Genomic DNA, 13600 nt, shown 5'->3' with positions numbered 1-13600 from the left:
GGCGCCATGCGATAGTGCCGAGGTGAACGCTACTCGTGATAGCGGTCCATCAGCTTATGGTGGCTGCCGCGCATTTCTTCGACCAGTTCAAAGGCGACAAAGCCGATGATGGCAGCGAAGATGGCGATGAAGAGAAAAACGAGGAAGGTGATTAACATGGTCTTTCAGCCGCCGTTGGACGGCCGTCCGCTGGGTTGCTCAATGTGCGGGAGCAGCGCTCCAGCACGTAGTTGATGCAATTAAACTCTAGCAGATCGGCAGCGCTTTACAAGGCTGCCGAGTTGTAATTCCTACCAGTATTTGTCCCAGCGCACTTTTTGCGCATTTTCTGCTTCACCACCCTCATTTCACCACCAGATCATGCGCCATCACGGCCTTCAAATAGACGCTGACGGGATCGCCTGGTTCGCGCTGGGAGAGCCTGCCCATCCTGCGCTGGCCTTGCGCATTTCCCTGTTTTACTATTTCACCACCAGATCATGCGCCATCACGGCTTTCAAATAGACACTGACGGGGTCGCCTGGCTCGCGCGGCGAGAACCTGTCCATTCTGCGCTGGCCTTGCGCATTTCCCTGTTTTACTATTTCACCACCAGATCATGCGCCATCACGGCTTTCAAATAGACACTGACGGGGTCGCCTGGCTCGCGCTGGGAGAACCACCACGCGCTGGCCTTGCGCATTTCCCATTCCTGCTCTTCGCCCGTCAACAGCAGGGCGGCTGCCTGGCCCAGGGTGGGCTGGTGGCCGACGATGAGCACGGTTTCCTTGCCGCCGGGCCAGTTGGCCGCCTTCAGGATGTCTTCCGCTTCGGCGCCGGGCGCCAGTTCCGGCATCAGCTTGAACTTGCGTCCCAGCGCCTCCGCCGTTTGCAGGGTGCGCAGGGCGGGGCTGACGAGGATGCGGCAATTTTCCGGTAGTTGCGAGGCCAGCCATTCTCCCATGCGGCGCGCCTGTTTCTGGCCTTTGACGGTCAGGGCGCGTTCGAGGTCGGGGAGGCCCGGCTCGGCTTCTGCGTGTCGCCACAAGATGAGATCCATGCTGTACTCCTGTGTGTAGAGTTGCCTATTCGCCGACCTCCGCGCCCGGCGTGCCCAGTGTGTGCATCAGGTATTGCTGGGCGCTGAACGGCATCTGCTTGCCGCGCGGCTTGCGGCGCGCATAATGGCCCGTCGGCTCCAGTTCCCATGCATTTGTATTATCCTTCAAATACGGATTCAAGCCCTCGGCGATCACGCGCCGTTTCAGCGCCCGGTCCAGCACGGGGAAGGCCACTTCTACCCTGCGGAACAGGTTGCGGCTCATCCAGTCGGCGCTGGCCAGGTAGACATCGTGCGCCAGGTCGTTGCGGAAGTAGTAAATGCGGCTGTGTTCGAGGAAACGGCCGATCACGGAGCGCACCTTGATGTTTTCCGACAAGCCCGGCACGCCCGGCTTCAGGGTGCAGGCGCCGCGCACGATCAGGTCGATCTTCACGCCATCGGTCGAGGCCGCATACAGGGCGCGGATCACGGATTCATCGACGAGCGCGTTGACTTTCACGATGATGCGACCGCGCCGGCCGGAACGGGCGATCTTCGCCTCGTTGCGGATGGCCTTGATGATTTCGCTTTGCAGGCCGAACGGCGCCAGCCACAAATGGTTCAGGTTGTGCGGCTTGGTCAGGCTGGTCAGGTGGATGAAGACTTCGTTCACTTCCACAGCCAGGTCCTGGTTCGCCGTCAGCAAGCCGAAATCCGTGTACAGCTTGGTGGTCGTGGGGTGGTAGTTGCCGGTGCCCAAGTGGGCGTAGAAGCGAAGAGCGCCTTCTTCGCGGCGGATGACGAGCGCCACCTTGGCGTGGGTTTTCAGGCCCACCACGCCGTACACGACTTGCGCGCCAGCCTGTTCCAGCTTGTCGGCCCAGTTGATATTGGCTTCTTCGTCGAAACGCGCCATCAATTCCACGATGACTGTTACCTCTTTGCCCATCTTCGCCGCCGTGATCAAGGACTCCATCAGGTCCGAGTTCATGCCCGTGCGGTAGATCGTCTGCTTGATGGCGACGACGGACGGATCGTAGGCGGCGCTGCGGATGAAGTCGATCACCGTCTGGAACGATTGATACGGGTGGTGCAGCAGGATGTCGTGCTTGGTCAGCGCGGCAAAGATGTCGTTGCCGATGGCCTTGTGCGCGAGGCCCGGGAAGAACGGCGGGAAGCGCAACTCGGGCTGCTTGACGTGGTCGATCATTTCCGACAGGCGCACGAGGTTCACGGGGCCGTTGACGCGGTAGAGGCGGCTTTGATCCAGATTAAACTGGTCGAGCAGGAACTGTGACAATTCTGGCGGGCAATTGCGCGCCACTTCCAGGCGCACCGAGGTGCCGAACTGGCGCCCCACGAGTTCGCCTTTTAAGGCCTGGCGCAGATTCTTGACTTCGTCCTCATCGACCCACAGGTCGCTGTCGCGCGTGACGCGAAATTGCGAATAGGCAATCACCTCGCGCCCGGCGAACAGGTCCGAGATATGCGCATGGATCACGGACGACAATAAACAGAAGGAGACGCCGTCGCCGGAAATCTCGTCCGGCAGCTTAATGACGCGCGGCAAGACACGGGGCGCCTTGACGATGGCGATGGCCGTGCCGCGGCCGAACGCATCCTTGCCGCTCAGCGAGACGATGAAATTGAGACTCTTGTTGACTACCTGTGGGAACGGGTGGGCCGGGTCCAGGCCGATAGGGGTCAGCAGGGGGCGCACTTCGCGGTCGAAATACTGCTTGACCCAGGCGCGCTGCGCATCGTTGCGGTCGTTGTCGCGCAGCAAATGCACGCCCGCTTCGCGCAGGGCCGGCAAGACTTCGCTATTTAATATCTCGTACTGGCGTTCCACCAGCGCATGGCATTCCTTGCCGATGCGCTCCAGATTGGCCGCCAGGGCAGGGTGGCCGGCCAGCGAACCGCCGATGCTGCCGGCCGCCAGCAGGCTGGCCACGCGCACTTCGAAGAACTCATCCATGTTGCTGCTGACGATGCACAGGTAGCGCAGGCGCTCGAGCAGCGGAATGTTCGGGTCTTCCGCCTGGGCCATCACGCGCCGGTTGAAAGTCAGTTGCGACAGTTCGCGGTCAAGCAGGATGCCCGATTTGGTCACTTCCGTGTGCAGTTCAGGTTTCATATTCTTTTGTCTTTGCAGATAGTTAATTCTAGCCGTATTTCATCGTATATGACGCGTTGTGAGTGTAATCATGAAATATGACGTAAGCGTGACATAAGCTGTCATAAAGCGTCGCCCGTCCTGTCATTTTTCGCGCCGAAAAGGGCGATTCCCGGGGCGTAGCCAATTATTTCAGGATTTTTTACCTATGTCATAAAGCTGTCATATTCGCTTGCTAGACTGCGCAGCATTCAACCGGGACTTTGAGCCCTAACAACCCTGAGGACTTGATATGCAAATGAAGCAAATGTTCAAATTTATCGTCGTGGGTGCTTCGGCAGCGATGGCATTTTCTTCCGCTTCCGTCATGGCGGCAGATATGACAGGTGCTGGTGCAACCTTCCCGTACCCGATTTACGCCAAATGGGCTGAGACGTACAAAGCCAACACGGGCAACGGCCTGAACTACCAGTCCGTCGGTTCCGGCGCCGGCATCAAGCAAATCAAGGCCAAGACTGTTGAATTCGGCGCTTCGGACATGCCTTTGAAGGCGGAAGAGCTGGAAGAAGCGGGGCTGATGCAGTTCCCGGCCATCATGGGCGGCGTGGTCACCATCGTCAACCTCGACGGCGTGACCCCAGGCCAGCTGAAAATGACGGGCAAGGTCGTTGGCGACATCTACCTGGGCAAGATCACCAAGTGGAGCGCGCCTGAAATCGCTGCACTGAACAGTGGCGTCAAGCTGCCGGACACGGAAATCACCGTGGTGCACCGCGCCGACGGTTCGGGCACCTCGTTCCTGTTCACCGACTTCCTGTCGAAAACCAACCCGGAATTCAAATCGAAAATCGGCGCTGGCTCGGCCGTGAAATGGGCCGTCGGCGTGGGTGGCAAGGGTAACGAAGGCGTGGCAGCAAACGTACAGCGCATCAAGGGTTCGATCGGCTACGTCGAGTGGGCTTACGCCAAGAAAAACAAGATGTCGCACACCCAGCTGCAAAACAAGGACGGCAACTTCCTGCAGCCTGACGACGACAACTTCAAGGCCGCCGCCGCTTCGGCACCCTGGACGCAAACCCCAGGCTTCGGCGTGGTCCTGACCGACCAGGCTGGCAAGAACAGCTGGCCTATCACGGGCGTGTCGTTCATCCTGATGCACAAAGTCCAGGCTGACGCAGCCAAGGCAAAAGAAGTCTTGAAATTCTTCGACTGGGCCTACAAGAACGGCGGCCCTGCTGCCGTCGAACTGGACTACGTGCCGATGCCGGCATCGGTCGTGAAACTGGTGCAGGAATCGTGGAAAGCCAACCTGAAAGATGCATCGGGCAAGTCGATCTACTAATCGCATAGCCTGAGTCATTCATCCTTGCCCCGCCGGCAGTATGGCGGGGCAGGGAGTTAGCCAGGACCGCCCGCAAGCCCTTGCAGACGGTCCTGGCTAAAAGAATAAAAGTAGCTGAAAGAATAAAAGCAACGACGCCTGACAAAACCGTAGCGAGCGGAAGGGAGTTGCGGTCGAGAAGCGCAACTGTACGAAGGTACAGTGAGCATCGCAGGCCGTAAATCCCGACGCGCAGTAGGTTTTGACAGGCGTATTAAAACAGCAGCACCGGCAGTACCACCCACATCTGGCACAATATGAGCGCACAATCTACCTCCTCCACGATCCCCCTGCCAGGCGGCACCATGACCGATTCCATCAGTCACGCGCAAATGCTTTCCACCATGCGCAAGCAGCGCTTCCAGGATTTCATGTTCCACAAGGTGACGATGCTGTTCGCCCTGTCGGTGCTGATCGTCCTGGTCGGCATCATCATTTCGCTGATCATGGAATCGATACCGGCCTTCAAGACCTTCGGCCTGCATTTCATCGTGTCCGCGGAATGGGACCCCGTCAATGACCAGTACGGCGCCCTGATCCCCATCATCGGCACCCTGGTGACGTCCGTCATCGCCTTGCTGATCGCCTTTCCCGTCAGCTTCGGCATCGCCCTGTTCCTCACGGAAATCTGCCCGGCCTGGCTGCGCCGCCCGCTGGGCACGGCTGTCGAGCTGCTGGCCGGCGTGCCATCGATCATCTACGGCATCTGGGGCCTGTTCGTCTTCGCGCCCCTGTTCGCCGACCACGTCCAGCCCCTGCTGAAAGCCACCCTGGGCAACGTGCCCGTCATCGGCCAGCTGTTCAGCGGCCCCATGATGGGCATCGGCTTGCTGACGGCCGGCCTGGTGCTGGCCATCATGATCATCCCCTTCATCGCTTCCGTGATGCGCGACGTGTTTGAAATCGTCCCTGCCGTGCTGAAGGAATCCGCCTACGGTCTGGGCTGCACGCGCTGGGAAGTGGTGCGCAAGATCGTCTTGCCATACACCAAGACCGGCGTCGTCGGCGGCGTCATGCTGGGCCTTGGCCGCGCGCTGGGCGAGACCATGGCCGTGACCTTCGTCATCGGCAACGCGAATAAACTGTCGTGGTCGCTGTTTGCCGCCGGTAACAGCATCACCTCGCTGCTGGCGAACGAATTCGGCGAAGCGCAATCGGCGTTGCACGTGTCCTCGCTGTTCTCGCTGGCCCTGATCCTGTTTGTCATCACCTTTATCGTCTTATCCGCCGCCAAGCTGATGCTGGCTGGCATGTCCCGCAAGGAAGGCACGAAATGAGCCAGCTCAGCCAAGTTAGCACCCTCGACGTTCCGGCCAAACCGGCCATGAACCCCGTCTACCGCAAGCGCCTGCTGATGCACCGCGTCGGCATCGCCCTGTCGGTGGCCGCCATGGCCCTGGGCCTGGCCGTGCTCGTGTGGATTTTGTTCACGCTGGTGATCAAGGGTTTCGGCGCGCTGTCCGTCGATCTGTTCACGCAAACGACGCCGGCTCCCGGCAGCGAAGGCGGCGGCTTGATCAACGCCATCGTCGGCAGCGCCCTGATGGTGGGCCTGGCCACTGTCGTCAGCACCCCGATCGGCATCCTGGCCGGCATCTACCTGGCCGAATACGGCGAAGAAAACAGGCTGGCGCAAGTGACGCGTTTCGTCACCGACATCATGCTGTCGGCACCGTCCATCGTCATCGGCCTGTTCGTGTATGCGCTGTACGTGGCGCACGTCAAACACTTCTCCGGTTACGCCGGTGCCATCGCCCTGTCCCTGATCGCCGTGCCCGTGGTGGTGCGCACGACGGACAATATGCTGCGCCTGGTGCCGAACAGCCTGCTGGAAGCGGCGTTTGCCCTCGGCGCGCCGCGCTGGAAAGTCGCCACCCTGGTGCGCTTGCGCGCCGTGAAAGCGGGCGTCATCACCGGCGTGCTGCTGGCCTTGGCCCGCATCGCCGGCGAAACGGCACCGCTGCTGTTCACGGCCCTGAATAACCAGTTCCAAAGCTTTAACATGAATGCGCCGATGGCCAACTTGCCGTCCGTCATCGCATCGTTTGCAATGAGCCCGTACGACAACTGGCGCTCGCTGGCCTGGGGCGGCGCACTGCTGATCACCTTCAGCGTGCTGGCCCTGAATATCCTGTCGCGCACCGTGTTCAGCCAAAAAGTCCCACATTAAACAGATACCGAGCGAAGCGAACCCATATGAATACGCAAATGAATCCAGCCCAAGACTTGGCACCAAAGAAAAAAACCATCGAGATTTCGGGCCTGAACTTTTTTTACGGCAAAACGCAAAGCTTGCATAACGTCAACCTGGACATTCACGAGAAGAAGGTCACGGCCTTCATCGGCCCGTCCGGTTGCGGCAAGTCGACCCTGCTGCGCACCCTGAACCGCATGTACGACCTGTATCCGGGCCAGCGCGCGGAAGGCTCCATCCTGTACCGCGGCCGCAACGTGCTCGACGCCGACCAGGACGTCAACATGCTGCGCGCCAAGGTCGGCATGGTGTTCCAGAAGCCCACGCCGTTCCCCATGTCCGTCTACGACAACATCGCCTTCGGCGTGCGCCTGTATGAAGACCTGTCGAAGGGCGAAATGGACGAGCGCGTCGAGTGGGCCCTGAAGAAGGCCGCGCTGTGGGGCGAAGTCAAGGACAAGCTGACCAAGAGCGGCCTGTCGCTGTCGGGCGGCCAGCAGCAGCGCCTGTGCATTGCGCGCGGCGTGGCCGTGAAACCGGACGTCTTGCTGCTCGACGAGCCGACCTCGGCGCTGGACCCGATCTCGACCTCGAAGGTGGAAGAGCTGATCAGCGAACTGAAACAGGATTACACGATCGCCATCGTGACGCACAATATGCAACAGGCGGCGCGCTGCTCCGACTACACGGCGTATATGTATCTGGGCGAGCTGGTGGAATTCGGCGAAACGGACCAGATTTTCATGAATCCGGCCCGCAAGGAAACGCAGGATTACATCACGGGCCGCTTCGGCTGATCCGCCCAGAATAACGATATACAAGACTACTGAATACGGAGAGACAGCATGATAGGCGAACATTCATCCAAGCAATACGACAACGAACTCGAAGCGATCCGCTCGAAAGTGCTCCTGATGGGCGGCATCGTTGAAACCCAGTTCCTCGACGCGATGACATGCTTTCGCATCGGCAACCCGGAACGCGCCGACCGCGTGATGCGCGAAGACGACGTCGTCAACCAGCTGGAAGTGTCGCTGGACGACGCCTGCAGCCATCTGATCGTGCGCCGCCAGCCGGCCGCCAACGACTTGCGCACCATCATGGCCACCATCAAGGTGATTACCGACCTCGAGCGCGTAGGCGACGAGGCGACCAAGATTGCCCGCGTGGCGAAGAACTTGCACAAGCGGGGCAACGCCGTCGTCAACCATTACGAGATGGTGCGCGGCATCGCCAACACGGCCACCGACATGCTGCACGACGCGCTGGACGCTTTCGCGCGCAACGATGGCAAGCAGGCATTACAATTAATTGCACAAGACGCCATCATCGACCATGAGTTTCGGTCTATCATGCGCAACCTGATTACCTTTATGATGGAAGACCCGCGCACGATTTCGGCGGCGCTCGATACCCTGTGGGTGGCCAAGGCCATCGAACGGATCGGCGACCATGCGAAAAACATCGCCGAATACGTGATTTACGTGGTTGAAGGCAAGGACATCCGCCACACCAAGGTGGCTGCTCCCGCCATTTCCGAGGAGCTCCCTGAGTAAGCTTTATGGCATCTGATAAAACCACGGTATTGATTGTTGAAGATGAGCCGGCCATCGTTGAACTGGTGACCTATTCGCTGCGCGAATCCGGCTGGAATTGCTGTTCCGTACAAAACGTCGCCGATGCCTGGGAATTCATCCAGCACCGCACGCCGCATCTGATCCTGCTGGACTGGATGCTGCCGGACCAGACGGGCTTGCGCCTGCTGTCGCGCATCCGCGCCGACCGCAATTTCGCCGCCATCCCCGTCATCATGCTCACCGCCAAGAGCATGGAAGAAGACAAGCTGGCCGGACTGAACAGCGGGGCCGACGATTACGTGACCAAGCCGTTCTCGCCGCGCGAGCTGCTGGCCCGCGCCAAGGCCCTGTTGCGACGCAAGAGTCCGGAACACGCGCAGGCGCCCATGCGCGCCGGCAACGTGGCCCTGGACCCCGTCAGCTGCACCGTCATGATGGATGAACAGAAGATCGATATCGGCCATGCCGAATACAAGCTGCTGAAATTCCTGCTGGCCCATCCGGAGCGCGTGTTTTCGCGCAGCCAGCTGCTCGACAAGGTGTGGGGCGACCATGTGGTGATCGAGGAACGCACGGTCGACGTACACGTATTGCGCTTGCGCAAAGCCTTGAAAGAGGCGGAAAGCCTGATCAAGACCGTGCGCAGCGTCGGCTACATGTTGTCTGAAAAGTAAAGCCTCACTCTATGAATCCGAAATTGCTGTTCTGGGTACCGGCCGCCTTGCGCATGGTGCTGGCGCTGCTGGGCGTGGCCGTCGTCTGGTATCTGTTTGGCGCCACGTATGCGCTGGGCATCGCCTTCGTGCTGATGGCCATGATGGTGTTCGTGCAGCTGTCGTATCTATTCCAGCTGAGTAACTGGCTGGACAATCCGCAAAGCGCCAAGCTGCCCGACGGCTGGGGCGCCTGGACCAGCATCTTCGCGCGCCTGTACCGCATGCGCCGCGATGACGAGAAAAACCAGGCCGAGCTGACGGAATGGCTGGCGCGTTTCCGCCAGGCCATGCATCTGTTGCCCGACGGCGTAGTCATCATGGATGACGTGCTGTTCCTCGAATGGTGCAATCCTGCCGCCGAGAAACACCTGGGCCTCACGCACGAGCGCGACAAGGGCATGCGCGTGACGAATTTGATCCGCAGCCCCGAGTTCATGGATTACATCATCCTGGGGCGCTACGACCAGCCGCTGACGATCACCTTCCGCAACCGCAAGCTGATCGTGCAGATCATTCCATTTGAAAACCGCCGCCAGATCCTCGTCACGCACGATGTGACGGAGACGGAACGCATCGAAATGATGCGCCGCGACTTCATCGCCAACGCCTCGCACGAATTGCGCACGCCGCTCACCGTCATCGTCGGCTTCCTGGAAATCGCTTCCGCCGAGCTGGACCTCGATGCCGCCACGCGCGCCGCCCACCTCAAGCTGATGACGGAGCAGGGCCACCGCATGCAGCATCTGATCGAGGACATGCTGACCCTGTCGCGCCTGGAATCGGTCGACTATCCGCTGCGCCCCGAGCCCGTGGACATCAAAAAGCTCATGCAGCAAGTCATGCGCGACGCCAAGGGCTTGTCGGCCGGCAAGCATGACGTGACGATGGAATGCGACGGCCCCGACGTACTGGGCAGCTACGATGAACTGTACAGCGCCTTCGGCAACCTGGCCTCGAACGCCGTGCGCTACACGCCGGCCGGCGGCACCATCACCCTGCGCTGGCAGGATGGCCCGGCCGGACCGCAATTCATCGCGCAAGACACGGGCATCGGCATCAGCCAGGAACATATTTCGCGCCTGACAGAACGTTTCTACCGCGTCGACAAGAGCCGCTCGCGCGAAACGCAGGGTACGGGCCTGGGCCTGGCCATCGTCAAGCACGTGCTGCTGCGCCACGGCGGTACCCTGGCCATCCAGTCCGTGGCCGACAAGGGCAGCAGTTTTATCGTCAGCATGCCCAAATCCGTCGTCACGCCGCTGCAGGGCGAGTTGCTGGTCAAGTAGGCGGGGGAGGGGAGTATTCCCTTCCTGTTTCCTGTGCGACTAGTGCAAGGTTGCCATAAGTCGTTACAATCTGGCTATGACTTTAATCAACGCCTCTTTTCGCCACGCCGGCGCGCAGCAACTGGCCCAGTCGCTGCTGGCCGCGCGCCAGGACACCCTTTCCCTGTTCGACTGTTACGTCACTGCCGGCCTGGATGTGGTGGCGGGCCTGCCCCGTCATCCGCGCCTCAATCCGCCTTTATGGCAACTGGCGCAGATCGCCTGGTTTGCCGAGTGGTTCATCCTGCGCGAAGCGGCGTCCAGCCATCCGGCCGATGCCATTTATAACTCCCTGCTGACGCGCGGCGACGACTTGTTCGACGCCAACATGGTGCAGCAGCGCGCGCGCTGGACGCTGGAACTGCCCAGCCCCGGCGCCGTCAAAACGTATTGCCACGAAGTACTCGACAGGGTTCTCGATAAACTGTCGCGCGAAGCCAATGTCGACAGCGCCCTGGCGCCGTACCGGCTGGCCCTGGCCCATGAAGACTTGTGTGGCGAGGAAATGCTGGCCGGCCTGCAATGGCTGGGCCTGGCAGCACCGGAATCCCTCGCTGCCAGCCCTGCCTTGCCGCCCGGAGCGGCCCAGATCGCTTTTCCTGGCGGTACCATCGTACTGGGCTCGCCGCGCGGGAACGGGTTTGCCTTCGACAATGAATCGCCGCCCCACAGCTGCTACGTGGCGCCGTTTTCCATCGATGCCTGCGCCGTATCCAATGCCCAGTTTGCCGATTTTGTCGCCGATGGCGGTTACCAGAACCGCCAGTTCTGGAGCGCGGCCGGCAGCGCCTGGCTGATGCGGCAGGAGCGCTCGTCGCCCCTGTACTGGCTGCGCGAAGCGACGCAGTGGCGCACCATGCGTTTCGGCCAGCGCACGACCTTGCCGCCGAACGAAGCCGTGCGCCACATCAACCTGTATGAAGCGCAGGCCTACTGCGCCTGGGCCGGGCGCCGCCTGGCGACCGAGGCGGAATGGGAGTATGCTGCGCTGTCCGGCCATCCGCGCTTTCACTGGGGCCAGGTGTGGGAGTGGACGGCGACGCCGTTCGAGCCGTATCCGGGCTTTGCGGTGGATGCCTGGCGCGAATATTCGGCGCCGTATTTCATGCAGCACCAGGTACTGCGCGGCGCCTCCTTCGCCACGCCGCCGCGCCTGCATTCGGCCCGCATGCGCGCCTTCCATGCGCCCGAACGGGGCGACATCTTTGCCGGCCTGCGCACCTGCGCCTGGTAGCGCGCCGAGAACAGACATCATTTCAGGATACCCTTGAGTACAGATAACGCCCCGCAGTTCATTCCCAAACGCATCACGCCCACGCCGGAGCAGGTCGCCATCCAGACGGCGCAAAAGAAAGTGGTCTTGATCGATGCCAATGCCGGCGCGGCCAAGACGACGACCCTGGCCCTGCGCCTGGCCGAAGCCCTGCACCGGGGCCGCGCGCCTGAACGCATGCTGGCCCTCGTCTTCACGGAAGCGGCGCGCGTGGCCCTGCGCCAGCGCCTGCTGGAAGTGGGCGTGCCGCTGGGTGTCGTCAAGCGCCTGACCGTCGATACCTTCGACGCCTTTGCCGCCAAGGTGCTGTTGCAGCTGGAAAACATGCAAGTGGCAATCATGCGTAGCGATGAAGAGCTGCGCCCCGTGGCCTGGGAAGCGCTGGAAGTGGTCTCCGAGAAATACGCTCACCGCTATCCGCTGGAAATCAATACGACCAACGGGGCCATCGCCGAATTCCTGAAATTGCAGTTGCGCACCAAGGCGCGCCTGGATTTCCAGAATCCCGACTTCGAGAGCAATTCCCTCGATGACAACCTGGAAATGCTGGGCATGTCGCGCACGCATTATCTGTGGCTGCGCGAATACGAGGGCTTGCGCGGCGCCGACACAGGCGATATCCAGTTCCGCGCCCCGTTCGACGCCACCTACGACCTCGTGCGCATGCTCGACGGCGACGAACCGCTGCGCCAGCAATTGCCGGCCTTCCAGATCATCGTGGCCGATGAATTGCACGACTTGAACGAAGCGTCGTTCCGCCTGCTGACCATGTTGATACGCCGTGGCAACGCTTTTTTCTGCGGCGCCGGCGACAAGGATCAAGTGATCTACACGTGGTCGGGCGCCGACCACCGCTTCCTGCGCCAGCGCTTCGAGCAGGAATTTCCCGCCTTGCAACGCCTGCCGCTGACGGCGTCCTACCGCTACGGCCCGCAGCTGGCGCAGGCCGTGGGCGTGCTGAAGAACAAGCCCAGCGTGTCGGCCCTGTCGCGCGCCACCCACATCGAGCTGCTCGAGTATGACCATGCGCAGCCGCAGGCGTGCAGCGCCCAGCTGATCGCCGCGCTCGAACACGCGCATGCGGGCACGACGGCCATCTTGCTGCGCGACCGCGACCAAGCGATCCGCGTGGAAACGGCCCTGTTCCAGAGCGGCATCGCGTATGGCCTGGTGGACATGAACAGCTATCTGCTGAGCCTGGAAGTGTTGATGCTGCGCGGCATGGTCGCCATCGCCCGCAAGGATTTGCACGCGATCAAGAGCGGCCCGCGCCGCGGCGAAATCCTCGAAGCCCTGGTGGCCTTCGCGGAAATCCCTTTTACACGCGCGGAATTGCAGCAAGCCAAGGCCGACGTGGCCAATTACCCTGACTTGCTGGAAGGCTTCTTGACGAACCAGCTGGCCAAGTCGCAGAACCAGGACAAGGCGGCGCTGACCCTGGCCGCCGTCGACTACCTGCGCGCGCTGCCCCCCGACGCCCTGGCCGGCGACGCGCTGCAGCACATCTTTGGCCTGATGCAGCTGGAACAGACGGCGCGCCGCATCTATGTCGATCCGGCCCAGGCGCGGGTCGTGGCCCGTTCCCTGCACGGTTTTATCGACGTATGCCGCGAAGCGGGCGTGGCGCTGGGCGGCTTTGCCGGCTGGCTGGGCGAGATGGAAGAGGCCGTGACGGTCTCGACCGGCAAGGCCAAACTCGTCATCGCCTGCATCGACCAGATCAAGGGCCTCGAATACAACCACGTGATCCTGCCCTACCTGGCCGTCGATGAATTCCCGCGCAGCAAGACCGACCCGCTGGAAGAAGAGAACCGTTTCTATGTGGCCGCCACGCGCGCACGCGACAGGCTCAGCTTGCTGACGCCGGAAGACCCCGCCTACCGGAGCCGCTACATCGCCGCCCTGCAGCTCAAGCAGAAGATTGTTGCGTCCAAGTCATAAACCTTTTGCCGCGCGGCCGCTTTTTGCGAAAGACGAAAGCGGGCATACTTTGTTGC

Annotated in this window: 12 protein-coding genes; 9 read left to right on the top strand and 3 right to left on the bottom strand. The window is 61.2% G+C overall.

The features are described 5' to 3' along the window. Positions 1-29 precede the first annotated feature (29 nt). The 3 genes from CSQ95_RS29955 to ppk1 all read right to left on the bottom strand — a co-directional run bounded on the left by CSQ95_RS29955 (position 30) and on the right by ppk1 (position 3158). Positions 30-158 carry a hypothetical protein gene (locus tag CSQ95_RS29955; RefSeq protein WP_256267160.1) on the bottom strand — a complete coding sequence of 43 codons (129 nt, stop codon included), beginning with the start codon at positions 156-158 and terminating at the stop codon, positions 30-32. A gap of 422 nt (positions 159-580) precedes the next feature. After that, complete coding sequence (sixA, locus tag CSQ95_RS05510; protein WP_070290771.1) at positions 581-1039, bottom strand: phosphohistidine phosphatase SixA; 459 nt, start codon at positions 1037-1039, stop codon at positions 581-583. Positions 1040-1064: 25 nt separating this feature from the next. After that, complete coding sequence (gene ppk1 / locus CSQ95_RS05505) at positions 1065-3158, bottom strand: polyphosphate kinase 1 (RefSeq protein ID WP_099408792.1); 2094 nt, start codon at positions 3156-3158, stop codon at positions 1065-1067. Positions 3159-3429: 271 nt separating this feature from the next. On the opposite strand from ppk1, the gene pstS reads away from it, so the two are divergent. The 9 genes from pstS to CSQ95_RS05460 all read left to right on the top strand — a co-directional run bounded on the left by pstS (position 3430) and on the right by CSQ95_RS05460 (position 13544). Then, positions 3430-4479 carry a phosphate ABC transporter substrate-binding protein PstS gene (gene pstS / locus CSQ95_RS05500; RefSeq protein ID WP_076570857.1) on the top strand — a complete coding sequence of 350 codons (1050 nt, stop codon included), beginning with the start codon at positions 3430-3432 and terminating at the stop codon, positions 4477-4479. 344 nt (positions 4480-4823) lie between these two features. Then, positions 4824-5795, top strand: coding sequence for a phosphate ABC transporter permease subunit PstC (pstC, locus tag CSQ95_RS05495; RefSeq protein WP_227742171.1), 972 nt, complete (start codon positions 4824-4826; stop codon positions 5793-5795). Further along, entirely contained in the window at positions 5792-6688 is an 897-nt protein-coding gene (pstA, locus tag CSQ95_RS05490; protein WP_099408791.1) for a phosphate ABC transporter permease PstA, read from the top strand. Before pstC ends, pstA begins: the two co-directional genes overlap by 4 nt. 38 nt (positions 6689-6726) lie before the next feature. After that, the gene (gene pstB / locus CSQ95_RS05485) at positions 6727-7509 is read left to right on the top strand and encodes a phosphate ABC transporter ATP-binding protein PstB (RefSeq protein ID WP_373631409.1); all 783 of its coding nucleotides are present in this window, start codon (positions 6727-6729) and stop codon (positions 7507-7509) included. A 48-nt stretch (positions 7510-7557) separates the two neighbouring features. Then, positions 7558-8268: a phosphate signaling complex protein PhoU gene (phoU, locus tag CSQ95_RS05480; RefSeq protein ID WP_070218051.1), complete on the top strand. Its 711-nt coding sequence runs from the start codon at positions 7558-7560 to the stop codon at positions 8266-8268. A gap of 5 nt (positions 8269-8273) precedes the next feature. Then, positions 8274-8963 carry a response regulator gene (locus tag CSQ95_RS05475; RefSeq protein WP_034755074.1) on the top strand — a complete coding sequence of 230 codons (690 nt, stop codon included), beginning with the start codon at positions 8274-8276 and terminating at the stop codon, positions 8961-8963. Between the two features lie 11 nt (positions 8964-8974). Further along, complete coding sequence (gene phoR / locus CSQ95_RS05470) at positions 8975-10291, top strand: phosphate regulon sensor histidine kinase PhoR (protein ID WP_099408790.1); 1317 nt, start codon at positions 8975-8977, stop codon at positions 10289-10291. A gap of 76 nt (positions 10292-10367) precedes the next feature. Continuing rightward, entirely contained in the window at positions 10368-11564 is a 1197-nt protein-coding gene (gene senA, locus CSQ95_RS05465; RefSeq protein WP_257217957.1) for a selenoneine synthase SenA, read from the top strand. Between the two features lie 33 nt (positions 11565-11597). After that, the gene (locus tag CSQ95_RS05460; RefSeq protein WP_099408789.1) at positions 11598-13544 is read left to right on the top strand and encodes a UvrD-helicase domain-containing protein; all 1947 of its coding nucleotides are present in this window, start codon (positions 11598-11600) and stop codon (positions 13542-13544) included. Positions 13545-13600: the final 56 nt, after the last annotated feature.

The sequence above is a fragment of the Janthinobacterium sp. BJB304 genome, from assembly GCF_002735765.1.
Lineage (GTDB): Bacteria > Pseudomonadota > Gammaproteobacteria > Burkholderiales > Burkholderiaceae_D > Janthinobacterium.
This window is presented reverse-complemented; position numbering and strand designations above follow the sequence as displayed.